Source organism: Campylobacter fetus subsp. fetus (assembly GCF_900475935.1).
In the GTDB taxonomy this organism is placed as follows: domain Bacteria; phylum Campylobacterota; class Campylobacteria; order Campylobacterales; family Campylobacteraceae; genus Campylobacter; species Campylobacter fetus.
Map to the genome: position 1 here is coordinate 719,616 of NZ_LS483431.1, position 24,309 is coordinate 743,924.

Genomic DNA, 24,309 nt, shown 5'->3' on the forward strand with positions numbered 1-24,309 from the left:
ATTTTTCCCCTAAATAGATATAAACTCATTTACTAAATTCCTAACTTCATCAAGTCCTATTTGCCAGAATTCCTCTTTATTTATATCAAATCCAAACATTGCTACCATATCTTTTGGACTTCTGCTTCCGCCAAGGCTCAAAAACTCAGTATAAATTTCTACAAAGTTTTCACATTTTCCGCTTTTATATAGTCCAAATAGAGCAAGCACAAGCAACTGAGCATAGCTGTATGCATAACAATAAAACGGAGAATGTATAAAATGAGGTATATAACTCCACCAAATTTTATAATAATCGTTTAAAACCAGACTATCGCCAAACATTTTTTTAGACTCTTCATACCAAATATCATTTAAATTTTCATTAGAAATTTCACCTTCAAAAGCATGAACTCGTCTTTCGAATGTGGTAAAATTTATTTGACGATATAAAGTAGAAAAAATATCTTCTATTTTACCTGCCAACAATCCAGATAGTTTTGTATCGCTGGTTCTGTTTTTTACATATTCAAACACTAGCATTTCACAAAATACGGAAGCAGTTTCGGCTGTAGTAAGAGGAGTGTTTGAGTTCAAAAATCCAACTTTGTAGCTTAAAAACTGATGTATTGCGTGCCCTAACTCATGAGCTACGGTAAAAAGATCGCGTCTTTTGTTTGTATAATTTAGTAGTACAAATGGATGAGTGTCGCTTGAGGCTGAATGCGAAAAAGCGCCGCTTTGTTTATTTTTAGCCGGATATACGTCACACCAGTTTTCATCAAAAGCTCTTTTTGCAAGTTTTGCGAAAAGTGGATTAAAAGAGTTAAAAGCTTTTAAAATTATCTCTTTTGCCTCTTCATAGTTAAATTCGCTCTCATTGTTAAGAGGCGCATACCTATCATAATCATAAAGCTTCTCGTATCCTAGAAGCTCTCTTTTTTTATGATAAAATTTAGAAACAAGATCAAAGCTAGATTCAGTTGCTTTTATGAGAGCATCTACGCTTTGCTTTTCTATTTGATTGCTCTCGTGTCTGCTTGATTCTGCAAGTTCATAATTTCTTAGCTCACACTCGTTTTTTAGATCTGTTTTTATCATATTATAAATATATGTTAGAATGTGTTTATTTTGCTCAAGAGTTTTGCTAAGAGATAAGGCCGCGTCTTTTCTTACGCTTCTATCGCTGTCTAGCATTTTCGATAGAATTTCTTCTTCGCTTAAGACTAAACCTCTAAAATCAAACTTAAGCCTTGCCATACTTTCATCAAAAAGCCTTGAAAATGCATTTGCTCCGGTATTTGCTGTTCTTAAAAGAACCCTTTCTTCAAGAAAACTTAATTGATGCGATTTCTGCTTTGCTATAAGACTAAGATAGTAACTATAAGGTCTTGAATAAGCTATAAAACTGTCTTGCTGCTCTTTTGATATCTCGTTGAACTCAATAGTAAAAAATAGCAAATTTTCTTCTATTTTTGTACAAATTTCTTCATATTTTGCTAAAAAAGAGCCGTTTGTAGTATCTTTAGCAAATTTCAAATAAGCATAGCTCATAATCTTATTTATACCAGCTAAAATATTCTCATATTCTTGTATAGAGGCTAGGAACTCGCTATCGTTCAATTGTTCTAAATTTTTACTATATTTTTGATTAAAGTTCTTTGCTTTTTTCTCTAAATTTTTGCTGAACTTATCAAGCTCATCACTATTTTTGAAAAATAGAGTTAAATCCCATTGCATAATTATCCTTTTTTAAAAAGTAAAATTATAACAAAAAAAATCTAATAATAGAAATTTGTGCAACCAGATACATAAATTTGGGACTATTTTTATGATTTTTGAGATGCAATAGCTGTAAATAGCACGTCTGTTGAACTATTTAATGCAGTTTCGATAGAGTCTTGAACGACTCCTATTATAAAGCCGACTGCTACTACTTGCATAGCTATGTCGTTGCTTATGCCAAACAAAGAACAAGCAAGCGGAATAAGCATAAGCGATCCCCCAGCAACTCCGCTAGCTCCGCACGCTCCTATAGCAGCGATTATGCTAAGAAGAAGCGCGTCTAGAAAGCCTACTTGGATATTTAGCGTATTTACTGCGCTTAGCGATAAAACAGCTATGGTCACGGCAGCTCCCGCCATATTTATAGTTGCGCCCAAAGGAATCGATATAGAGTAGAGTTTTTCATCTAAATTTAGCTTTTTACAAAGGCTCATATTTACAGGTATATTTGCCGCGCTGCTTCTAGTAAAAAATGCAGTAACTGCACTCTCTTTTATGCAAGTCATTATGAGTGGATATGGATTTTGTTTTGTTACAAAATATACTATAGCCGCATTTACTACAAATGCTACAAAAAGCATAGTTCCTACTAAGACTAAAAGTAGTTTTGCATATCCGCCTATAGCTTCAAATCCTGCTTCTGCAACGCTTGTAGCAACAAGTCCAAATATACCAAACGGTGCTAATTTTATTATAAATTTAACTATTCTTGTTATGCCTTCACTTATATCTTTAAATATCTTTTTAGTCTCTATAGAAGAGTGTCTAAGAGCTATACCAGTACCGATTGCCCATGTAAGTATCCCTATATAATTTCCGCTAGATATAGCGTGAACTGGATTATCTACCATCTTAAATACTAGATCTTTTAAAACTACTATTATGCTTTGGGGTGCTGATGCTAAGGCGTTGCTAGTGTTTTGCAAAACTAGAGTTGTTGGAAATATAAAACTAACCACGACTGCTGAGAGAGAAGCTAAAAACGTGCCAACAAGATATAAAATAATAATATTTTTAAGCCCATTTGCTTGCCCAAATTCTTTTATTATTATCGACGAAGCAACAAGTATAAATACCAAAATAGGCGCTACGGCTTTTAAAGCTCCTACAAATAAATTGCCTAACATAGATGCTGCATTTACCACTATCGCGGCTTCTACACTACTTTTGTGAGCTATAAATCCTAAAATTCCTCCAATTGTTATTCCTATCAATATTTGAATTATTAAATTTCCATCTGTATAACTTTTGGTTAGTTTTGTGAACATTCCCATTATTAAACCTTTGATTTGAAATAAATGGCTATTATATTTACATTGTTATTAAAGCAAAATTAAATTTATACTGTTTTAAGCGAAATATAGATTAATGTTTATTTCAAATTATGTATGCTAAAATCAATCCCAAATTAAATTGAATAAGGAATATAAATAATGTACCTATTTACAAGTGAAGTAGTAAGTCCGGGTCATCCTGATAAATGTGCCGATATCATAGCAGATAGTATAGTTGATGCGATCCTTAAACAAGATCCAAATGGTCGCGTTGCAAGTGAAGTTTTCGTCGCTGGAAAACACATTGTAATAGGCGGCGAAGTAAATGCTAAGGTTGATTTTACTCATCAAGATTATAGAAATATAGTAAAAAATACTTTAAAAGATATCGGTTATAACGGAAATCCACATTTTACAAGATCTCAATGCCTACATCCTGATGATCTTGAGGTTGATGTGTTTTTAAATCAGCAAAGTCCGGATATAAATCAAGGCGTAGATCAAAGCAGCGGTGAAATAGGTGCCGGGGATCAAGGAATTATGTTTGGATTTGCATCTAGCGAAACAGAAAATTTTATGCCATCAGCGATAACTTACGCTAGAATACTTTGCGATAAAGTTTATGATTACGCTCTTAAAAATCCGGATAAATTAGGCGTTGATATCAAAACTCAAGTTACAATCGATTATGGTTCAAAATCAAATTTCGAAAACTGCAAACCTCAATCCATACATACGATAGTAGTAAGCGCTCCAAGCGTTGAAAATTTGCAAATAGAAGAAGTTAGAACTTTGATCCAAGGCTTGATAGATGATGCAGGGCTTCCAAAAGAGCTTTACAATAAAGAAAAAACGATTATTTATATAAATCCAACCGGACGTTATGTGAATCATAGTTCGCTTCATGACAGCGGATTAACCGGAAGAAAGCTAATAGTAGATAGCTTTGGCGGATACTCTCCTATAGGCGGCGGCGCTCAAAGTAGCAAAGACTATACGAAAGTCGATCGTAGTGGACTTTACGCAGCAAGATGGATAGCAAAAAATATAGTCGCCGCAGGACTTGCTAAAAAATGCATCGTTCAGCTAAGTTACGCTATAGGTGTAGCAAAACCAGTTAGTATCTCAGTAGATTGTATGGGTACAAATAGCAGTATAGATGATGAGAAATTATCAGAGTTTGTACATGAGAGTTTTGCTCTAACTCCTAGATGGATAACGGAGAAATTCGGACTAGATAAACCTAGCGCAGATACTTTTTTATATGCTAAAGTGGCTGCTAATGGACAAGTTGGAGTTGCTAGTTATCCGTGGGAGAAGTTGGACGCGGTTGAAATTTTTAAAAAATTAAAATAAACAATTCCGGTTTTAAATTTGAGACCTAAATTTATAAAACGGCTCAAATTTAAAACTTTCTAGCTAATTGTTTCTTTGAAAATATTATATTTTTTTATTGTAAATTTATGTTGTAATTTTCAGTGCGGCTTATTATTTATAGAATTTATAAATCAATAAGTTTTAAATTTAGATTTAAAAATAATAAATTTTATTTGATAAAATTTATCAATTACTTAGCTAACTTTAAAGAAAACTATCCTATAATACATCGAAAAAATAAAGGCTAAATATGAAAAAAATATCTATTTTTATATTTGTAATAGCAATGATTGGTTCTTTAAATGCACAAAAGCTTGAGGTTTTAACTAGTTTTACGATACTAGCAGATATCGCAAAAAATGTTGCAAAAGATAGTGCTAATGTAAATAGTTTGACAAAAATGGGCACAGAGATACATGGATATGAAGCAACTCCAAAAGATATTTTAAAAGCTAAAAAAGCTGATATCATTCTTTATAATGGTTTAAATTTAGAGCTTTGGATGGATAAGTTTTTGAGCAATGCAAAAAAACCTAGTTATAATCTAAGTGATGGTGTCACTCCTATTTTGATAAGCGATGGAGGATACAAAGGCAAACCAAACCCTCATGCGTGGATGAGTATCAAAAATGTTCAAATTTACATTAAAAATATCGTAGAAATTTTTAGTAGGCATGATCCAAAAAATGCTGATATCTATGCTAAAAACGCAGATGAGTATATAAAAATTTTAAATGATTTAGACTCTAAATTTAAAGCCGAGTTTGCCAAAGTTCCGCTTGAACAAAGATATCTTATAACAAGTGAAGGCGCTTTTAGTTATTTAACTAAGGAGTATGATTTAAAAGAACTTTATATATGGAGTGTAAATAGCGATGAGCAAGGCACTACTAAACAGATAAAAAACTTAGTTGATAAGATAAAAAATTCTGAAGCGAAGGTGATTTTTAGTGAGAGCACTATTAGTCCAAAACCTGCTATGACTATAGCAAACGAGAGTGGAATTAGATACGGCGGAGTGCTTTATGTAGATAGTCTAAGTAAAGAAATTCCTACTTATGTAGATCTTATGAAAACTACGGTTTCGACTATTATAAACGGATTAAATAATGGAAAAAATTAGCTTAGATGTTTCAAATTTGAATGTCAGATATGCTGATGTAGTGGCTTTAGAAGATATAAACTTTAGTTTAGAAGGTGGAAACATATGCGCTCTTATCGGTACAAACGGAAGCGGTAAATCAACTCTTTTTAAGTCTATAATGGGAGTAATAAAGCCAAAAGGCTCAGTTATAAAAATATGCGGTTTAAGTCTTAATGATGCGATAAAAAATAGTCTCATAACATACGTTCCTCAAAATGAAGAGATAGACTTTGACTTTCCTATAAGCGTATGGGAGCTTGTAATGATGGGCAGATATGCTCATATGGGATTTTTTAAAAATCCAAAACAGAGTGATAAAATAGCAGTAGAAGATGCTTTGAAAAAAGTAGATATGTATGAGTTTAAAGATCGTCAAATTTCTAAATTAAGCGGTGGTCAAAAAAAGCGTATATTTATAGCAAGATCTTTGGCCAGCGATGCTAAAATCATACTTTTAGACGAACCTTTTAATGGAGTTGATGCAAAAACCGAGAGTATGATACTAGATCTTCTTATAAAACTTCGTTCAAGTGGAAATCTTATTCTTATATCTACTCATAATCTTGGAATGGCTGCTCAGTATTGCAATAGAGCGATACTTCTTAAACATAAGATCTTGGCTTACGGATTTACGAACGATGTTTTAACTCCTGAAAATCTCAGTCAGGTTTTTGGCGGAAGTTTAAGACATTTTAAGATAGAAGTCGACGATATGAGTTGTAATATAGCTCTTATAAGCGACGATGAAAAACCGCTTATAGTGGTAGATGAAAAGGTGCAAGATGGAATGGTTAATAGAGCCTTTTAATTACTCATATATAGTAAAAGCGCACATCGTAAGTCTGTTTTTATGCGCTTTTTGTGGGTTTTTATCTTGTTTTTTGATCTTAAAGTCCTATTCTCTATTAGCTGACGCTCTCTCTCACAGCGTAACACCAGGAGTAGTTATAGCATATATGATGAGTTTTTCTTATACTATTTCTAGCTTTATATGCGGTTTGTTTGCACTTTGTAGTATGGGTTTAGTGTCGCGCAGTTCAAAGCTAAAAACAGATACGATAATAGGAGTGACTTTCTCATCGTTTTTTGCTCTTAGTCTATTTTTGGTTTCGATTTATCCGGTTTCTATAAAGCTCGAAACCGTATTTTTAGGCGATGTTTTGAGTTTAAATGATAGCGAAGTTTATGAGCTTATATTTCTTATATTTATACTATTTTTATTTCTTATTTTTAGTTATCAAAAGATTAAATTTATATTTTTTGATGAGCTAGGTGCTAGTAGTGTTGGTATAAATGTTAAATTTTATAAGATTTTATTTTTTATGTTACTTTGTTTTTGTACCGTTGCTAGTTTAAAAACGGTTGGAGCTATTTTGGTAACTGCTATGTTAATCACTCCTGCTGCGAGCGCTTCTATGATTAGTTTTAAATTTAACCAAAGAGTGATTTTAGCTACATTATTTGCCGGATTTAGTGGATTTTTTGGAGTTTATATCAGCTATTTTTTAGATACTTACGCCTCTGCTATGATAGTTTTAACTCAGATTTTGATTTTTATCGTCTGTTTTTTATATAAAAGGATAGTTTATGATAGAGTTTTTGCTTGAACCTTTAAGATATGATTTTATGCAAATAGCCCTTTTTATGGCATTTGGAGTAAGCATTGTATGCGCAGTTTTGTCTTGTTTCTTGGTTTTAAAGTCCTACTCCTTACTAGGAGATGCACTCTCTCACTCTGTAATGCCAGGAATGATACTATCTTACGCTGCTGGTCTTCCTCTTGGAGTAGGGGCGTTTATATCTAGCCTTGGCTGCTTGTGGATAATTGAGTTTTTAAAACAAAGAAGCGGTCTTAAAAATGATGCTATCATAGGTATGAGTTTTACCGGATTTTTTGCTTTTGGACTTTTGCTTTATAGTAAAGTAGAGAGTCCTTTGCATATAAATGAGATTTTATTTGGAAATTTGCTCGGAGTTAGTGCTAGTAGTATGCAAAATTCACTTGTAGTTTTTGCAATGGTTTTGATTGTGATTCTTCTATTTTTTAGAAGATTTTTTACTGTTTTTTTTGATGAAGTAAATGCGAGATTAGTTGGATTAAATCCAAAAAATTACTACTATTTAATGCTTTTGATACTTAGCTTTGTAGTTGTTTTTGGTTTTAGTGCGGTTGGAATTATACTAGTTGTGGCTATGCTGATTTTACCTGGAGCTGCTGCATTTTTAGTAACTAGTAAATTTTGGATGATGCAAATTTGTGCGGTTAGTTTTGCTATTTTTAGTTCACTTTTTGGTATTATAGTGAGCTTTCATATGGACTCTAGTACTCAAGCTCTTATAGTTTTAGCTCAGACTTTGATATTTGTATTTTGTCTTGCGTATTCAAAGATTAAGGCGTTATGATTTCACTTTTGCTACCATTTACACTGTGATAAATAGTAGTTTTATGCTTAAAAGAATAGTATTTTAGTAGTTTTTCCTGCAGTTTTGGCTCTGTTGAGGGGACAAACCAACCGTTATTCGTAATTGCTATCATAAATTTAGGCGAGTTTTCGTATAATTCATCTCTACTAGCCTCATAACATATTGCGCTTCTTATTTTCACTCCCAATATCTCGTAGTCGCTTACGCTAGTAGCTCTTTCGAAGTCTTTTTTGCCTTCAAAAAATATATTATTTATTAAATTTTTGAAAAACTCAGGAAGTGGAATTTCCTCACCAAAAGGCACTAAAACTACTTTATCAAGTCTTTGTACATTCCCGTTTTGAAGCACGTAAGCTGCATTATACGACATATTATTTTCATATCCTAGAGCTCCTGCTACTATGGCTATATTATTTGATTTTTGTTTTAAAATATCTAGTAGCTCGGGCTGATGATCCAAAAATAGAGGAAACGCACTTTCTGGAAATACGATTAAACTAGCGTTTTTTTCTATAGCTTTGTCTATTAACAGCAGATTTTCATCTATAAATTTAGATCTTAAACTTCGCTCCCATTTTTTACTTTGAGGAACATTCGTATGTACTAGTTCTACATTAAAAGGCAGTAAATTTGGACTAGTTTTGCTATTTAAATTTAAAAAAAGAAGTATAATCAAAATAGGAAATCCTGCTTTCAATCCAAATTTGATATAGCATATAATGGCAACTAAAACTGCTCCAAGAGTCCAAATTTGTGGCTTAAAAATAGTATCTACAAATATTAATTCAAGATTAAACCAGTTAAAATCAAACGGATAAAAATACCCAAGAGCCATTAACATAATAGATCTTAATATTAAATTTGAAAAATATCCGCTAACTAAAAATAAAAACGCATAAATAGTAGATATGCCTACTATCCCAAGTGGGATAAGATACCAAAATCCATAGTAAAAAAGGCTAAAACTTATCCAATAAAACCAAAACATGCCGATAAAAAATCCGCTCCAAAACCATACTTGTTTAGTTGATTTTAATATAAAATAGAGTCCGATAACGGCTGAAATCATTCCTATGTATATAAAAATTTTAAGTTCTAAAAGAGATAGAAATATAAAATTTGATATTAAAATTGCTATTTCAAAGCCATTTCTTATAAAATTTAAGGTAAAATATGTACTTAAATTTTTACTAAAGGACACCCATGCCAGAGATTGTATCTTCATTATTACCTCTAATTGTATTATTTGCAATTTTTTATTTTTTGGTTATAAGACCGCAGCAAAAGCAGCAAAAAGAGCATAGAAATATGCTATCAAATCTTCAAAAAGGCGATAAGATCGTTACAAATGGAGGCTTGTTTTGCGAGGTCGTAAAACCTGAGGATGATTTTATCAAAGTTAAGCTTAATGATGAGGTAATCGTAAGAATCGATCGCAACTTCGTAGCTAAAAAAATAGACAAAATCGAGAAAAGCGATGCTTAAAGGTAGAGTAACTTATAGACTAGTTATTTTTATCTTAGCTCTTATATTTGGGCTTGGCTTTTCGATGCCAAGCTTTTTACAGAGCGAAAAGGGATATAAAATAAGCTTAGGTCTTGACTTGCAAGGCGGCTTACATATGCTACTTGGCGTACAAACAGATGAAGCCATTACTTCAAAAATAAAATCAATTGCTTCTAGTATCAGATATTTTACAAATAAAAACGATATCTTAGTAGAAAATTTAAAAACCGATACCGATACTGTTCATTTAACTATCTTAGATAGCGATGAAGCTAAAAAAATAGATGAAATGCTAAAAGGTATTAAAGGCTTAGATATTAAAAAAGATGGTTTAAATTATAGAATTTCTTTAACAGCGGCTGAAAAGATAGATACGGCTAAATATGCAGTAGATCAAGCTGTTGAAACCATAAGAAATAGATTAGATCAATTCGGTCTTGCCGAGCCTACCGTAGCAAAACAAGGTGAAAATCAGATCTTAGTCGAGCTTCCCGGTATAAAAACTGCCGCCGATGAACAAAGAGCTAAAGATCTTATAGCTAAATCAGCACATCTTCAGCTTATGGCTCTTGATGAAAAGAGGCAAGATCAAGCAAATAAAATGACTGAAGCCGAAGCGACTGCTTATGGAGATGTACTTTACCCCGATGTAAAAAATCCTAAATTTAAATATCTCATAAAAGATATTCCTGTGCTTGATGGAAATATGTTAGTTGATGCAAGAGTTGCATTTGATAATCAGACGAATTCTCCCATCATAAGTTTTACTTTAAATGCTGAAGGTGCTAGAATATTCGGTGATTTTACAGGATCAAATGTTGGAAAACGTCTTGCTATAGTGCTTGATGGTAAGGTATATTCAGCTCCGGTTATAAATGAAAGAATTGGCGGTGGAAGCGGTCAGATAAGTGGAGGATTTAGCGTAGAAGAGGCTCACGATGTTGCCATAGCTCTTAGAAGCGGTGCACTTTTAGCTCCTGTTAATATGCTAGAAAAAAGAAGTATAGGACCTAGTTTAGGACAACAAAGCATAGATCAAAGTATGGTAGCGCTAGCTGGCGGAGCTATTTTGGTTGTTTTATTTATGGTGCTTATTTATGGACTTGCCGGAGTTTTGGCAAATATAGCTTTAGTAGTAAACATATTACTTTTAGTGGCCGTGATGGCTCTTTTTGGAGCTACTTTGACTTTGCCGGGTATGGCTGGAATTTTGCTTACTATAGGTATGGCAGTAGATGCTAATGTTATCATAAATGAACGGATACGAGAACTTTTAAAAGCCGGTCAGAGCGTTCACGTTAGTATAGAAAAAGGTTATGAAAACGCCATGAGCGCGATAATCGATTCAAATTTAACCACGCTCATAACTTCAGCTGCTTTATATGCTTATGGAACAGGTCCAGTTAAAGGATTTGCCGTTACTATGAGTATAGGTATTTTGGCATCTATGTTAACTGCTATATTAGGAACTCATGGTATGTTTGAGTTTTTAGGTAAAAAGATAGAAAATAATAAAAACAGCGTGCTGTGGTTTGGATATAAGATAAGGAAGGTAGCTTAATGCAGATATTCGATAATGGTAGAATTTATGATTTTATGGGCAAGAGATGGCTATTTTTTTGCTTTTCTTTTATACTATTTTTTGGTTCTATCGTACTTATTTGTACTAAAGGATTAAACTATGGAATTGATTTTTCCGGCGGTACTCTTATACAAGTAAAATACGAAGGAAAAGCACCTCTTGATGATATAAGAGATAAGCTTGCCGCAAATGAAGTCCTTAAAAATGCGAATGTAACAGAGTTTGGTTCAGATGAAGAGATCACGATTAGATACTCAGGAAGTAGCGATAGCTTAGGAAGTGATCCAGGAGCCGTAGTAACAAGTATCCTTGAAGGCACCGGCAAATTTGAGATAAGAAGAGTAGATGTCGTAGGTCCAAAAGTAGGTAGTGAGCTTAGACAAAAAGGTTTAATGGCGATAGGCGTTTCTCTTATTTTAATACTTATTTATATTGGGGTGAGATTTGAGTGGAGATTTGCTTTGTCTGCTATTATCAGTGAAATTCATGACGTGGTAATAACGATAGGAGCTATAAGCTTACTTAGTATAGACGTAAATTTAGACACGTTAGCTGCCGTATTAACAGTACTTGGATACTCGCTAAATGATACTATTATTATATTTGATAGAATTAGAGAAAGAGTAAAAGAGAGTAAATTTATAAAACTAAACGATGTTATAAATGAGTCTGTTTCGCTAACTTTGTCAAGAACTATTATGACTTCGATTACTACATTATTAGCGGTTTTAGTGCTATTTTTCTTTGGTGGAGATATGATAAATGGATTTTCTATTATTATGCTTATAGGTATCATCATAGGTACCATTAGTTCGGTATTTATAGCTTCTCCTATGCTTGGCTGGTTTAAATTTAGCGTTGATCATTATAGATCTCATCTTGCAGCTAAAGAGGTTAAGAGAAAAGAAAAAGAGAGAATTCGTGCTATGTATGAAAAAGGAACTATTTAAGGAGCTAGTATGAATTGGGGTAAGGTTATATACACGTTTTTTGCTCTTATGAGCTTGACCACGACTGCCGGATTTTTATATGATAAGAGTGAGATTACGTTATTTATAGCAGCTAGTATAAATTTGATTTCTACTTTACTTAAAATAGGAGTTAGAAATATGCTCTCTGCCGAGCTATTTGCTAGCTCCCTTGTGGCTGATTTGCATTTAATTCCGGCTTTTGTTCTTTTAGTTATAGGAGCTAATGAAGTTATAGTATATTCTTTAGTTATCGGCGGAGTAATAGCAAATATATTTTCTATGTTTTTACTTCTAACTGAAGCTAGCAAAATAAGAGATGAATTTTAAGGAATATTATGGAATATAATGCTAAAAATATTGAATACAAATGGCAACAAATTTGGAAAAAAAATGGTTATAGTGAGCCAAAAGACGACTATTCACTGCCTAAAAAATATATTCTTTCTATGTTTCCCTATCCTAGCGGTAGGCTTCATATGGGTCATGTTAGAAACTATAGTATAGGAGACGCTCTTTCTCGGTACTACAGAAATAGAGGCTATAATGTTTTACAACCAATAGGATTTGATAGTTTTGGTATGCCGGCGGAAAATGCAGCTATAAAGCATAAAATTCACCCTAAAATTTGGACTTATGATAATATAGATTATATGACAAAAGAGCTTGACGCTCTAGGTTTTAGTTTTTCTAAAAAGAGACTTTTTGCTACTAGTGATCCTCTATATACTAGATGGGAGCAGGAATTTTTTATTAGAATGTATGAAAAAGGGCTTGTATATAGAAAATCAGCTGTCGTAAATTGGTGTGAAAATGATCAAACTGTTTTAGCTAATGAACAAGTAGAAGATGGAAAATGCTGGAGATGCGGGCATGAAGTTATACAAAAAGAGATGCCGGGGTATTATCTAAAAATTACAGACTATGCAAATGAGCTATTAGAGTGTTTAAAAGATTTAGAGGGTAAATGGCCAAATCAAGTTTTAACTATGCAAGAAAACTGGATAGGTAAAAGTTATGGACTTGAGTTTGAGTTTAAATTCGATAGCAGTAGTAAAATTTTGCTTGATGGTATGGATGGATTTAAAGTATTTACAACTCGTCCTGATACCATATATGGAGTTAGTTACGCCGCTATAGCTCCTGAACATATAGTTGTAAAAAAGTTGCTTGAAAAAAACATACTTGATGACGCCACATCTGCTAAGTTAAAATTTATATTAAATCAAAGTCCAAAGCAGAGACAATCTATCGATAAAGACGGTGTTAGTTTAGGATTAAACGTAATTCATCCGCTAACTAACGAACTTATACCTGTTTGGTGTGCAAATTTTGTACTTGCTGAATATGGCGGCGGAGCCGTTATGTCTGTGCCTGCTCATGATGAGAGGGATTTTGAGTTTGCTAGCAAATTTAATCTAAATATCAAGCAAATTATAAAATCAGATACTCTTCCATACTGCGAAAAAAGTGGAGTTTATATAAACTCAGAACTTATAAACGGACTTGCGTATGAGGAAGCTAGAGAGAAGATAATCTCTAAATTTGAAAAAGAGGGCTGGGGAAATAGAGTTACAAATTATAAGCTTCGTGACTGGGGAATTTCTCGTCAAAGATACTGGGGAGCCCCTATACCGATGATACACTGTAAAAAATGCGGCGTAGTACCTGAAAATATATCAAATCTTCCTGTTAAATTGCCTGATGATGTAGTCATAACTGGAGAGGGAAATCCTCTTGATAAGCATAGCGAGTTTAAAAACTGTAAATGTCCAAAATGCGGTAGTCAAGCTACAAGAGAAACGGATACTATGGATACGTTTTTTGAAAGTTCATGGTATTTTGCAAGGTTTGCAAGTGATGAAAAAACATGGGAAGATGTAGCTTTTGATAAAAAAAGCGTCGATTACTGGATGAGCGTTGATCAGTATATCGGAGGAATTGAGCATGCTATATTGCATCTTTTATATGCTAGATTTTTTCAAAAAGCTTTGAGAGATCTTGGGTATTTAAGGGATTGCGAACCGTTTGACAGTCTTTTAACTCAAGGAATGGTGCTAAAAGACGGTTCTAAAATGAGCAAAAGCAAAGGAAATACCGTAGATCCAGATGATATTATAAATAAATTTGGAGCCGATACGGCAAGGCTATTTATACTTTTTGCAGCACCTCCTCAAAAAGAGCTTGAGTGGAATGATAGCGCAGTAGAAGGAGCATTTAAATTTATAAATAGACTTTATGATAGAAGCGATAATGCTTATAAAACTGAAATTTTACCGCAAATCAACCATTCAAATTTAAATAAAGACGAAAAATATGCTAGATTAAAAGTTTATGAAGCTCTCAAAAAATCAACCGATGTTTTTGAAAATAGCTTTGCTTTTAACACGCTTATAGCAGCTTGTATGGAGGCTTTAAACGGTTTGAACGCTCAAAATAATAAAGATATATGGACCGAGGGTTACTTTATTATTTTAAATTTACTTGAGCCTATTATTCCTCATGCTTGCCATGAGCTTAGTAATGAGCTGTTTGGTCTTAAAAATTTCACGAAATTAAGTTTAAAAGATGAAGTTTTTGTAAAAGATAGCTTAAATTTAGCCATAACAGTAAATGGCAAACGTCGCTCGGAAATAGAAGTGTCTGCCTTTGAAAGCGATGATAAAATTTTAGAGATAGCTAAACAAGAGGTTTCTAAATGGATAGAAGGTAAAGAGATATTAAAAGAAATATATGTGCCTAATAAGCTTGTAAATTTAGTTATAAAGGGCTAGAATGAAGACGCTTTTAAATTTGATAGTCGTTCTGTTTTTTCTAGGATGTGGTTATAAACCAGTTTCTGTTATAACTGCAAATGTTTTAGATGAGTCGGTTTGGGTAGACGTGATAATGAGTAAAACAGATCCTGAAAATACGGTTGCTATCAAAGACAGCGTAAGAGAAGCTATGATAAAAAGGCTAGGTAGAAATTTAACTACAAAAGAAGAAGCCAATAGCATTATTATAGCCAGTATAAAATCACTTACTTTTAATGCTATTTTATATGATCAATTTGGTTATGTTACTGCTTATAAAACAAATTTGATTGTTGATTATAAAGTGAAATTAAAAAACGGAGATATCAAATACATAACTACAAGCGGAGACTATGATTTTAGGATTACAAAACGTATAAATAATACTAGATTTACGGATAGCGTTATAAGTGACAAGGATAGATTTGAGGCGATCAAAAATGCATCTTTACAGTCGTTTGACGAGTTTATTTCTAGGTTAGCTATTGAAGGTTTAAGAGATGGCAAGTATAGTAAGTGAAGTTATAAAAGATGTTATTTTAGAGGCAAATTCAAAAAAGATAGTTCTAACTCCAGATAATTATCATATGCTTTTTTGTGAAGCAGCTAGAAGAAGAGGCGTATCGGTAGAAGACTGTAAAAAACTAGAAAAATATATTTCAAAGCTTGATAAAATGTATCAAGATGAGCTAAAAAAGATGAATGTGAGAAATTTAGACGAGCTTTTTGCATTTATTAGTTCACGATTAAATCGTATAAATCCAAGCGATTTTACTAAACTTACTCAAGCTTTTACTCTGCTTACAAAGCGTATTTTGCAGAGTATAAGCTTACTTCATAACAAGCAAGCAAGAAACCTGGCAAATATAAGCGTACAGACTATTGATAAAAAAATTAGCATAGAAAATATCAATATTATAAAAGATAAGTGGTTTAACTTTTTAAGCGACTATAATGATGATTATCTAAAAAAACTAGAACAGTACGGTATAAAAAATAGCGATGACTTAGAAGGTATTGTAAGCAAACTTTTAAATGCTAAATTTACTCCAAGCAGTGAAGATAAGGATTACACAAAACTTGCCGAGCTTATGATAGCTGCTTTAGTACCGTCGATAGCTTCTAGTATGAACGATGAATTAGCAGCTATAAGCGATGAGATAAGAGCCAAACCGGAGCTTTTGCAAAGCGATGGAATGCAAAGCGATATTAAAAAATTTATTTTGAAAAGAGTTGATTTAGATAAAAGCGAAGTAAAGCAAAAGATCGTTATTTTAGATAGAATTTTAGATGATATCAATGAGCAAATAAAGTATTTTATATCAAGAGTTGCTCAAAATGAAAACGGTATAAGCAGTATAAAAACGGATTTAGATAATATAAGGTCTAATGATGATTATATTGTTGTTAAAGAGAAGCTTTTGCATGTATCTAATTCGCTTGAGTTTGAGATAAAAGATTTTTTAGCTAAACTTATAGAGGATAAAAAAACTATTTCTAACCTAAAAGCTAGAGTAAAAGAGTTAGAAGATATGCTTTTGCAAGCAAAAGAAGAGATAAGCAGCGATTATCTTACAAACGTAGGAACAAAAAGAGCTTTTGAAATCGAATTGGCTAATATAGAAGATGTATATAAAAGATATAAAATAGACTACTCTATATGCTTTTTCGACATAGATCATTTTAAGATAGTAAATGATAATTATGGTCATGAAGCAGGTGATACTATCTTATCTACTGTTGGCAAAATACTCAAAAAACAGTCAAGAGATATTGATTTTGTAGGTAGATACGGAGGAGAAGAGTTTGTTGTTATTATGCCAGAAACATCAAAAGACAATGCGATTTTGTTTGCAAAAAATATCTTATCAAATATATCGAATTTTAAATTTTTATATAGAGGTGAAGATATAGACATAACAATTAGTTGCGGAGTGGCTTCAAGAAAAGATAGTAAAAGCGACAGAGATACTCTTGAAAGAGCAGATTCTCATCTATATGAAGCTAAAAATAGTGGTAGAAATTGCGTAAGGCCAAGTGTTTAATGAGACTAAACGATTTTTTAAGTACAAAACCGATGTATTATGATCAGATTGATTATACTAGATTTCCTAGAGCTTATGCTTGTATAAAACATAGATTAAGCCTGCCAAAAGTAGTGCATGTAGTAGGCACAAACGGCAAAGGAAGTACCGGAAGATTTTTAGCGCAAATTTTAAAATCAAGCGGTAAAAAAGTTGGTCATTACACAAGTCCTCATATATTTAAATTTAATGAAAGATTTTGGATAGATGGCAAAGACGTTAGTGACGATGAGCTTGAAAAAGCGCACAAACAACTTCTTATATATTTTGATGAATATCAAAAAACTACTAAATTCGGTGAAAATTTTATAGAAACTTTAAGCTATTTTGAATGGGCAACTCTGTTAGGGGCTGTTTTATTTCGCGATCTTGATGAAGTTGTGCTTGAAGCTGGAATGGGTGGAGAGTTTGATGCTACAAATGTTTTTCCTAAAAAACTTAGTATATTTACCCCAGTTGCGCTTGATCACGCCCATATGCTTGGAGATAGCTTAGAAGATATTGCTACAACAAAGCTAAATTCTATGGATAAGTTCGCTGTTATTTGCAGTGATTTTTCTCTCATGGATCTTGCAAAGAATATCGCAAAGAAACGCGGTTGCAATATTTTGATTGCTCCAAAAGAGATTAGCAGTGAGACTACTCGGTACGCTTTTAAATTTAAATTACCTAGTTTTTTAGTAGACAATCTTAATTTAGCCGTATTTAGCGCAAAAGAGCTTGGAATAAAAAATATAGATGAAATAGTTTCTCATTTAGATAAATTGAGCCTTAGAGGACGTTTAGAGAAAGTAGCAAAAAACATAACGATAGATGTTGGACATAATGCTCACGCGGCAAAAGAGATAGCAAAAAACTTTACTAATAAAGTATACCTTATATATAATGCATTTGATGATAAAGATATAAAAGCTGTTTTAAATGAGTTAAAGCATATTGTTTCTAAAATTTTAATATACGAATATGACAGTGATAATAGAAAATTGGCAGGTGAAAAAATATTAACAATCGCAAAAGATTTTGGTATACCATGCGATAAATTTTCAAATTTAGAAGACGATAAAGACTACCTTGTATTTGGCTCATTTGTGCTTGTAGAAAACTTTTTAAAGGATACAGTTGAAAAATAAATTTTTAATTACTATCACAGATATAAACGGCTCAAAAAACTATCTTTTACATCAATTAATCAAGAAAATCGTTATTTACGTTGTTATTTTTACATTTTGTAGTTTTATTTTGGGGGTATTTTATATCACTTATCTTGAAAATAAAACTAGTGCATTAAAAGATAAAAGGGATGAGCTTTTAAAGGTAAAAAATGAGTTATTTATAGAAAATGAAAAGATGCAAAAAAAGATAAAAGCTAGCAGTGAAGAGTTTGCTTCTATAGAAGATAAGATAGCGGCTCTTGAAGAGCAGTTAGGTCTTAATACCGATAATAACACAACGATAGATGAGAGATTAGAAAATATAGAGCTTACTGGATTTCAACAACAGATTATTTTTTCTATGATACCGAACGGAGATGTCATAAAACATAATGGTGTGAGTGCTACGTTTGGTTGGAGAACTCATCCTATACTACATAGAAAGCAGTTTCATCCAGGAGTTGATCTAAGAGCTCCTGTGGGTACGCCTATATATGCTCCGGCCGACGGTGTTGTTGAGTTTGCCGGATATAATGCTACAAATGGATTTGGTTATGTTGTTATAATAGAACACAATTTTGGTTTTAAAAGTCGCTTTGCCCATATGAGCAGAAAAGACGTAGTAAAAGAAGGAGAGTTTATAAAAAAAGGAACTCTTATAGGATATAGCGGAAACACTGGACTTAGCACCGGACCTCATTTACATTATGAGATTAGATTTATCCAACGTCCTTTAGATCCTATAAATTTTATAAAATGGAATAGTAAAAATTATGAAGAAATCTTTAAGAAGGAGCAAAGAGTATCATGGCAGTCTTTAGTAAGAACCCTAGCAGATTTAACGCCCAAACAACAATAATTTCAGAAGGTGCTTATATACAAGGTGAGCTTACCTTAAAATCTATGTTGTATGTAGATGGTAAAGTTGATGGAGCTATAAGAAGCGATAATACAGTAGTTATAGGTAAAAACGGTAATATCAAAGGTGTGATTTTTGCACAAAAAGTTGTTATTAACGGTATTTTTGAAGGTAATATAGATGCTGAATTCGTAGATATTTTAAATGGTAGCTTTGTATCAGGAGATATATTAGCGGCAAATTTAAGCATAGAAAGCGGTGCTAAATTCAACGGAAAAAGCAGTACGAAAAATGTAGTTAAAAGTTTAGAAAATTTAGAGATTATAGATGCTGAGGCTAGTAGTGCAAGCAAGGATTTATGAGTTTTTTAAATTTAATAAAAATATATACGACATCTTAGTAACAAATGACGATAAAGAGGCAAGAGAAGCTTATGATAGTGCTTCTTACGCCGGACTCACTTGTTTTGTTTTACCGGATTTTAGAGCTATACAAGGTGATGATTTAAGAGCTTTTAATGCAGAACTTTTAGAAATAAGTAAAGTTCTAACTGAATTTTATAAAAGTGATTCAAAAAATAAGCTGCTTATATCTCCTATTCGTACGCTTTTAAATAAACTTCCAACTAGCTCAAATTTAAAAACCAAAACTATAAGTTACGCAGATACGTTAAATCTAACTGAGTTTAAAGAAGAAATGCTCGGTTTCGGATATAATTTCGTAGATATCGTAGAAGGCAGAGGCGAAATAAGAATAAGCGGCGAAATTATCGATATATTTAGCGTCTCAGAAGATAAGCCAATTAGAATTTTGCTGGATATAGATACTGTTTGTAGTATAAGATACTTTGATCTTGATACTCAAAAATCAGACAAAAACGAGCTTACTTCAGTTATTATAACTCCGTTTTTGGCTTCATTAAATAGTGATGAATTAAAAGATGTAAATGATAAATTAGAAAATATCGATTCAAATGCTTTGATAAAAGATATCAACTCATTTGGTTTTTGGGTTATAGACGGATTTAGCGATTATTTTGAGAGTTTTAAAACTGTTTTGGCAATGCAAATAGACATAGATGATATCGTTTCTAATAGAGATCTAAGTTTTTTAAAAGCTGTTCCTATTTTACCAGAACCAAAAATTTATAAAGATTTAGAAGTTAGTGTAAATAGTGATCTTATCAAATTTCACGGCAGTAAAAAAATTCAAATTTTGAGCTCAAACGAGAGTAGTTTTAATGCTTTAAATTTAGAAAATAGTTCAAACGTAGAGCTTGTCATAAGCAATCTGATATTAAATATAGCTAGTAAAGACGAATTGATACTATCTTTAAATAAAAGAGTCAAAAAACAAAGAGTTAAAAAAGCAAGTTTAGTTATAGATGAATTGAAAACCGGTGATTTTGTCGTACATAGTGATTATGGTATAGGTAAATTTTTAGGACTTGAGCTTATCACGGTTTTAGGTAGTAAAAAAGAGTTTGTAGTTATCGCTTATCAAAATAACGATAAACTTCTTTTGCCGGTTGAACATCTAAATATGATAGATCGTTATATAGCAGGAAGCGGCGCCGTAGTTAGCGTAGATAGGCTCGGCAAGGCTAGTTTCGCGAAAATCAAAGAAAAAGTTAGAGAAAAGCTATTTGTTATAGCTAATAAAATCATAGCTCTAGCTGCAAAAAGAGAGTTGATAGAAGGTATAAGATTAAACGCGGATAGTCAGTATGCTAAGTTTAAATCCAGCGCCGGATTTATATACACGGATGACCAAGAAAAAGCAGTAAATGATATACAAAATCATCTAAAGAGCGGACGAGTTATGGATATGCTTTTAAGCGGCGATGTAGGTTTTGGTAAAACCGAAGTTGCTATGAACGCCATATTTTTATGCGTAAAAAGCGGCTATCAGGCTCTATTTTTTGTACCAACTACTTTGCTTAGCTCTCAGCATTTCAAAAGTTTAAAAGAGCGTTTTGATAAATTTAACATAGATGTACGCAGACTAGATAGATTTACTAGCACAAAAGAAAAATCAAATATTATAAAAAATTTAAATGATGCAAAACCGATGGTTGTCATCGGCACTCATTCTCTTTTATCTTTAAAAGCGGCGAATTTGGGACTTATAATTATAGACGAAGAGCATAAATTCGGTGTTAAACAAAAAGAAAAACTAAAAGAGATAAGCGAACACTCTCATATACTTTCTATGTCGGCTACTCCTATTCCAAGAAGTTTAAATATGGCTTTAAGTAAAGTTAAAAGTTATAGCACTCTTTTAACGCCGCCGCTTGATAGAATGGATGTAAGAACATTTGTCAAAGAGTGGGATGAGAAGCTTATAAAAGAGGTTATATTAAGAGAGATTAGAAGAGGAGGTCAGATATTTTACGTGCATAATTTAATATCTGATATGCCAAGTATGGAGCGAGAATTAAAAGCTTTGATACCGAATTTAAAAGTTTTAACGCTTCATAGTAAGATAGACGCAAAAACTACCGAAGATGAGATGATGAAGTTTGCAAATAAAGAGTATGATCTGCTTCTTTGCACAAGTATCATAGAAAGCGGTATTCATTTGCCAAATGCTAATACTATTATAATCGATGACGCAAATAAATTTGGGATTGCGGATTTGCATCAGTTAAGAGGAAGAGTCGGTAGGAGCAATAAACAAGGCTATTGCTACTTTTTGGTCGGCGATAAAAATGAGCTTAGTAGTGAAGCCGTAAAAAGGCTTATTGCTCTTGAAAGTAATTCGTTTTTGGGCTCCGGAGCACTTCTTGCTTATCATGATTTAGAAATTAGAGGTGGCGGGAATTTGCTCGGAGAGGCTCAAAGCGGTCATATAGAAGCTATCGGATATACGCTTTATCTAAAAATGCTTGAAGATGAGATAAACTTGCTTTTAAATCATCAAACAAAAGAGATGACTCAAATAGATATAAAACTTAGCGTAAATGCATTTTTAAATACTGATCTCATAAATGAAGATAGAATCAGGCTTGAACTATACAGACGTCTTAGCAAATGCCAAAATGTAAGTGAAGTTTATGAGCTAGGAGCAGAAATTGAAGATAGATTTGGCAAACTTGATGCTTACACTAAGCAATTTTTAGATATTATAGTCATAAAGATTTTGGCCTGCGAACAAGGGTTTAAATCTGTGAGTAATTATGAACAAAATATAAGCTTAACTAAAATTGACGATACGAAGGTTATTTTAAAGTCAAGGAGTAAAGATGATGATGACGTACTTGCACAAACTCTGGCATATTTAAGAAAGAATTCATCATGACTATAGGGAATTCTCTTTCTACTATCAGCCCATATGGCGATTACGGTATTAAAAATAGCGATAGTAAAGAAGATACTCTAAAAACTAGTCAAAATAGTGAAGATAAAAATAACAATAGCAAAAAAGATGAAAAAAACGTAACTCAGCTAAGTGATAAAGAGAAGCTTCAAGTAGCTAAGTTGCAAAAAAGAGATGCAGAAGTAAGAACTCACGAAGCAGCCCATATGGCAGCAGGTGCCGGACTAACTAGCGGGACTAACTATACTTATCAAAGAGGTCCTGACTCGAAAATGTATGCTATAGGCGGTGAAGTTGGGATAGATACTAGTCCTGGCAGTACTCCAGAAGAAACTATCCAAAAAGCTCAGCAGATAAAACGTGCCGCTCTAGCTCCATCGAGTCCTAGTCCAGCAGATCTCAAGATAGCGGCAAATGCGGCTAGCATGGAAGTTTCAGCAAAAGCTCAGATGCAACAAGAACAACAAGATGATAGTAAGGGCGAAGATAATAACTCCGCCTTACCCAACTCAACTAATAAAAATAACACCAAAAATCCATATAAGCAAGATACATATATCCCAAGTACTATCGGGCTGTTTTAAATTTAAAGCAAAGGAGATATTTTGAAGATAGACTGGAAAAAGACCAAAGCCGCCACTTTAAGAGACGGAAAATTAAAACCTATAAAAGATATATTGATCAGTGATTTAGACGAGCTTGTAAGCATAGATAGACAAAAAGACGAGCTGATCAGAAATACCTTAAATTTTATAAACGATAAAGGTGCTAACCACGCTCTTTTATGGGGTGAAATGGGTTGCGGAAAATCAAGCCTTGTTAGGGCTGTATTTTGTAAATTTATAGATAGAAATTTAAGGTTGATAGAGATAAGCAAGTTTGAACTCGTAAATTTATATAAGGTTTTAGATAAGATAAGAGATAAAAAACGTTTTAAATTTATAATATTTTGCGATGATTTTAGCTTTGAAGCTAGCGATAAAACTCTATGCGAGCTTAAAAAATTGCTTGAAGGAAGCATTCAAGCTCCACCAAAAAATGCGATTTTTTATGCTACAAGCAACAGAAAACACATTGTAAAAAGCGAAAAAAATCACGAAAATTATATAATAGAAAAAGAGCATAATAGAGAAAGCTTAAGCTTAGCAGATAGATTTGGTCTGCATATAAGCTTTTATGAGATGGAGGTATCTGAGTATCTTGACGTAGTTGATAGCTATTTTAAGGATCTAGATGTAGATAAAGAGTGGTTAAGAAAAGAAGCTCTTATTTACGCTTCATCAAAAGGTGTAAGAAGCGCTAGAAGTGCAAAGCAGTTTTGGTTGTCTGTTAGGAGTGAGTTTGAGAAGTGAAGATCTGTTTTTAGCTCTAAATAAAGGAGTAGCATTTGACTTCAAGGCAAACCCATTTTGGTGGCCAGAGTTTGGTACGTTTTGGGTCGTCATCGGAGCTATTTTAACTCAAAATACGAAATGGGAAAATGTAGAGAAATCTTTTGTAAATTTAAAAAATGCAGACGTGCAAAGCCTTGAAGATGTGGCAAATTTAAGCGAGTCAGGCTTAGCGAATTTAATAAAGCCAAGCGGATTTTATAATACGAAAGCCAAAAGACTAAGTATGCTTTGTAAAAATATTTTGGATAAATTCGGCTCATTTGAAGAGTTTGCAAAAAATGCCAGCAGAAAGTGGCTGATCTCTCAAAAAGGTTTGGGTTTTGAGAGCGTTGATAGTATACTTTGTTATGCTTGTTCGCGTGACATCATGGTGGTGGATAAATACACGCTTAGGATATTTGAGTTTTTGGATTTTACTTTTGAGAGTTACGATGAAGCTAGACAGTGGCTAGAAGATATCGATAGAAACGCTGTTTATAAAGCAATATGCCTAGTAAGCGACAATGAGCTTTTTGCTCGTTATCACGGGCTTATAGTCGAGTTTTGTAAAGCTCATTTTAAAAGTGGAAAATTTGATGATAAGGCGACTTTACTTTTAAGAAGTATCTATTAACATTCTTTTAACAAAGTTTTATTATTATTTCATAAATTAAGTCAAAAGGAATTAAA

22 protein-coding genes are annotated in these 24,309 nt (G+C 32.9%); 19 read left to right on the forward strand and 3 right to left on the reverse strand.

Features of this window, described 5'->3' with window-relative positions:
* Positions 1–9: 9 nt before the first annotated feature.
* Together DQN38_RS03555 and sstT are read right to left on the reverse strand one after the other, a co-directional pair.
* Positions 10–1,722 (reverse strand): M3 family oligoendopeptidase, encoded by a 1,713-nt coding sequence (locus tag DQN38_RS03555; protein WP_024305247.1) that lies wholly within the window; start codon positions 1,720–1,722, stop codon positions 10–12.
* Positions 1,723–1,808: 86 nt separating this feature from the next.
* Positions 1,809–3,038, reverse strand: coding sequence for a serine/threonine transporter SstT (sstT, locus tag DQN38_RS03560; RefSeq protein WP_002849141.1), 1,230 nt, complete (start codon positions 3,036–3,038; stop codon positions 1,809–1,811).
* A gap of 159 nt (positions 3,039–3,197) precedes the next feature.
* Here sstT and metK point away from each other — a divergent pair, with 159 nt between their 5' ends.
* The 5 genes from metK (at position 3,198) to DQN38_RS03585 (ending at position 7,962) form a co-directional block, all read left to right on the forward strand.
* Entirely contained in the window at positions 3,198–4,394 is a 1,197-nt protein-coding gene (metK, locus tag DQN38_RS03565; RefSeq protein ID WP_038453232.1) for a methionine adenosyltransferase, read from the forward strand.
* Between the two features lie 271 nt (positions 4,395–4,665).
* Positions 4,666–5,538 (forward strand): metal ABC transporter substrate-binding protein, encoded by an 873-nt coding sequence (locus DQN38_RS03570; RefSeq protein WP_065843719.1) that lies wholly within the window; start codon positions 4,666–4,668, stop codon positions 5,536–5,538.
* Positions 5,525–6,367 carry a metal ABC transporter ATP-binding protein gene (locus DQN38_RS03575; RefSeq protein WP_038453236.1) on the forward strand — a complete coding sequence of 281 codons (843 nt, stop codon included), beginning with the start codon at positions 5,525–5,527 and terminating at the stop codon, positions 6,365–6,367. Before DQN38_RS03570 ends, DQN38_RS03575 begins: the two co-directional genes overlap by 14 nt.
* A complete protein-coding gene (locus tag DQN38_RS03580; RefSeq protein WP_002849148.1) occupies positions 6,342–7,166 on the forward strand; it encodes a metal ABC transporter permease in 825 nt (274 codons plus the stop codon). The genes DQN38_RS03575 and DQN38_RS03580 overlap by 26 nt, the downstream gene beginning before the upstream one ends.
* On the forward strand, positions 7,147–7,962 hold the full coding sequence (locus DQN38_RS03585) for a metal ABC transporter permease (protein WP_065843718.1): 816 nt from the start codon (positions 7,147–7,149) through the stop codon (positions 7,960–7,962). The genes DQN38_RS03580 and DQN38_RS03585 overlap by 20 nt, the downstream gene beginning before the upstream one ends.
* Here DQN38_RS03585 and DQN38_RS03590 read toward each other — a convergent pair.
* Positions 7,949–9,208, reverse strand: a complete 1,260-nt coding sequence (locus tag DQN38_RS03590; protein WP_038453239.1) for an apolipoprotein N-acyltransferase — start codon at positions 9,206–9,208, stop codon at positions 7,949–7,951. The genes DQN38_RS03585 and DQN38_RS03590 overlap by 14 nt on opposite strands.
* On the opposite strand from DQN38_RS03590, the gene yajC reads away from it, so the two are divergent.
* The 14 genes from yajC to DQN38_RS03660 are packed head-to-tail and all read left to right on the forward strand — an operon-like array spanning position 9,187 to position 24,253.
* Entirely contained in the window at positions 9,187–9,468 is a 282-nt protein-coding gene (gene yajC / locus DQN38_RS03595; protein WP_002849151.1) for a preprotein translocase subunit YajC, read from the forward strand. The two genes, DQN38_RS03590 and yajC, sit on opposite strands and share 22 nt — an antisense overlap.
* Positions 9,461–11,050, forward strand: a complete 1,590-nt coding sequence (secD, locus tag DQN38_RS03600) for a protein translocase subunit SecD (protein ID WP_038453241.1) — start codon at positions 9,461–9,463, stop codon at positions 11,048–11,050. Before yajC ends, secD begins: the two co-directional genes overlap by 8 nt.
* Entirely contained in the window at positions 11,050–12,021 is a 972-nt protein-coding gene (gene secF / locus DQN38_RS03605) for a protein translocase subunit SecF (protein ID WP_065843717.1), read from the forward strand. The genes secD and secF overlap by 1 nt, the downstream gene beginning before the upstream one ends.
* Positions 12,022–12,030: 9 nt before the next feature.
* Positions 12,031–12,369 (forward strand): DUF6394 family protein, encoded by a 339-nt coding sequence (locus DQN38_RS03610; RefSeq protein WP_002849155.1) that lies wholly within the window; start codon positions 12,031–12,033, stop codon positions 12,367–12,369.
* An 8-nt stretch (positions 12,370–12,377) separates the two neighbouring features.
* Positions 12,378–14,813 carry a leucine--tRNA ligase gene (gene leuS / locus DQN38_RS03615; RefSeq protein ID WP_002849157.1) on the forward strand — a complete coding sequence of 812 codons (2,436 nt, stop codon included), beginning with the start codon at positions 12,378–12,380 and terminating at the stop codon, positions 14,811–14,813.
* Between the two features lies 1 nt (position 14,814).
* Positions 14,815–15,354, forward strand: coding sequence for an LPS assembly lipoprotein LptE (gene lptE / locus DQN38_RS03620; RefSeq protein ID WP_002849158.1), 540 nt, complete (start codon positions 14,815–14,817; stop codon positions 15,352–15,354).
* Complete coding sequence (locus DQN38_RS03625) at positions 15,335–16,879, forward strand: GGDEF domain-containing protein (RefSeq protein WP_065843716.1); 1,545 nt, start codon at positions 15,335–15,337, stop codon at positions 16,877–16,879. The genes lptE and DQN38_RS03625 overlap by 20 nt, the downstream gene beginning before the upstream one ends.
* Positions 16,879–18,048 (forward strand): bifunctional folylpolyglutamate synthase/dihydrofolate synthase, encoded by a 1,170-nt coding sequence (locus DQN38_RS03630; protein ID WP_065843715.1) that lies wholly within the window; start codon positions 16,879–16,881, stop codon positions 18,046–18,048. The genes DQN38_RS03625 and DQN38_RS03630 overlap by 1 nt, the downstream gene beginning before the upstream one ends.
* The gene (locus DQN38_RS03635; RefSeq protein WP_002849160.1) at positions 18,038–18,928 is read left to right on the forward strand and encodes a peptidoglycan DD-metalloendopeptidase family protein; all 891 of its coding nucleotides are present in this window, start codon (positions 18,038–18,040) and stop codon (positions 18,926–18,928) included. The genes DQN38_RS03630 and DQN38_RS03635 overlap by 11 nt, the downstream gene beginning before the upstream one ends.
* On the forward strand, positions 18,877–19,290 hold the full coding sequence (locus DQN38_RS03640; RefSeq protein WP_002849161.1) for a bactofilin family protein: 414 nt from the start codon (positions 18,877–18,879) through the stop codon (positions 19,288–19,290). The genes DQN38_RS03635 and DQN38_RS03640 overlap by 52 nt, the downstream gene beginning before the upstream one ends.
* The gene (gene mfd, locus DQN38_RS03645; protein ID WP_065844495.1) at positions 19,271–22,228 is read left to right on the forward strand and encodes a transcription-repair coupling factor; all 2,958 of its coding nucleotides are present in this window, start codon (positions 19,271–19,273) and stop codon (positions 22,226–22,228) included. The genes DQN38_RS03640 and mfd overlap by 20 nt, the downstream gene beginning before the upstream one ends.
* Positions 22,225–22,830: a putative metalloprotease CJM1_0395 family protein gene (locus tag DQN38_RS03650; RefSeq protein WP_011731931.1), complete on the forward strand. Its 606-nt coding sequence runs from the start codon at positions 22,225–22,227 to the stop codon at positions 22,828–22,830. The genes mfd and DQN38_RS03650 overlap by 4 nt, the downstream gene beginning before the upstream one ends.
* A gap of 27 nt (positions 22,831–22,857) precedes the next feature.
* Entirely contained in the window at positions 22,858–23,598 is a 741-nt protein-coding gene (locus DQN38_RS03655) for a DUF815 domain-containing protein (RefSeq protein ID WP_225893283.1), read from the forward strand.
* Complete coding sequence (locus tag DQN38_RS03660) at positions 23,582–24,253, forward strand: 3-methyladenine DNA glycosylase (RefSeq protein ID WP_392389625.1); 672 nt, start codon at positions 23,582–23,584, stop codon at positions 24,251–24,253. Before DQN38_RS03655 ends, DQN38_RS03660 begins: the two co-directional genes overlap by 17 nt.
* Positions 24,254–24,309 lie beyond the last annotated feature (56 nt).

Bases quoted from the DNA above. Each gene is read 5' to 3' on its own strand.
- secF (WP_065843717.1), top strand. From the start codon at position 11,050: ATGCAGATATTCGATAATGGTAGAATTTATGATTTTATGGGCAAGAGA.
- DQN38_RS03640 (WP_002849161.1), top strand. From the start codon at position 18,877: ATGGCAGTCTTTAGTAAGAACCCTAGCAGATTTAACGCCCAAACAACA.
- sstT (WP_002849141.1), bottom strand. From the start codon at position 3,038: ATGGGAATGTTCACAAAACTAACCAAAAGTTATACAGATGGAAATTTA.
- DQN38_RS03580 (WP_002849148.1), top strand. From the start codon at position 6,342: ATGGAATGGTTAATAGAGCCTTTTAATTACTCATATATAGTAAAAGCG.
- leuS (WP_002849157.1), top strand. From the start codon at position 12,378: ATGGAATATAATGCTAAAAATATTGAATACAAATGGCAACAAATTTGG.
- DQN38_RS03590 (WP_038453239.1), bottom strand. From the start codon at position 9,208: ATGAAGATACAATCTCTGGCATGGGTGTCCTTTAGTAAAAATTTAAGT.
- lptE (WP_002849158.1), top strand. From the start codon at position 14,815: ATGAAGACGCTTTTAAATTTGATAGTCGTTCTGTTTTTTCTAGGATGT.
- DQN38_RS03630 (WP_065843715.1), top strand. From the start codon at position 16,879: ATGAGACTAAACGATTTTTTAAGTACAAAACCGATGTATTATGATCAG.
- yajC (WP_002849151.1), top strand. From the start codon at position 9,187: ATGCCAGAGATTGTATCTTCATTATTACCTCTAATTGTATTATTTGCA.
- metK (WP_038453232.1), top strand. From the start codon at position 3,198: ATGTACCTATTTACAAGTGAAGTAGTAAGTCCGGGTCATCCTGATAAA.
- secD (WP_038453241.1), top strand. From the start codon at position 9,461: ATGCTTAAAGGTAGAGTAACTTATAGACTAGTTATTTTTATCTTAGCT.
- DQN38_RS03625 (WP_065843716.1), top strand. From the start codon at position 15,335: ATGGCAAGTATAGTAAGTGAAGTTATAAAAGATGTTATTTTAGAGGCA.
- DQN38_RS03650 (WP_011731931.1), top strand. From the start codon at position 22,225: ATGACTATAGGGAATTCTCTTTCTACTATCAGCCCATATGGCGATTAC.
- DQN38_RS03585 (WP_065843718.1), top strand. From the start codon at position 7,147: ATGATAGAGTTTTTGCTTGAACCTTTAAGATATGATTTTATGCAAATA.
- DQN38_RS03610 (WP_002849155.1), top strand. From the start codon at position 12,031: ATGAATTGGGGTAAGGTTATATACACGTTTTTTGCTCTTATGAGCTTG.
- DQN38_RS03570 (WP_065843719.1), top strand. From the start codon at position 4,666: ATGAAAAAAATATCTATTTTTATATTTGTAATAGCAATGATTGGTTCT.
- DQN38_RS03575 (WP_038453236.1), top strand. From the start codon at position 5,525: ATGGAAAAAATTAGCTTAGATGTTTCAAATTTGAATGTCAGATATGCT.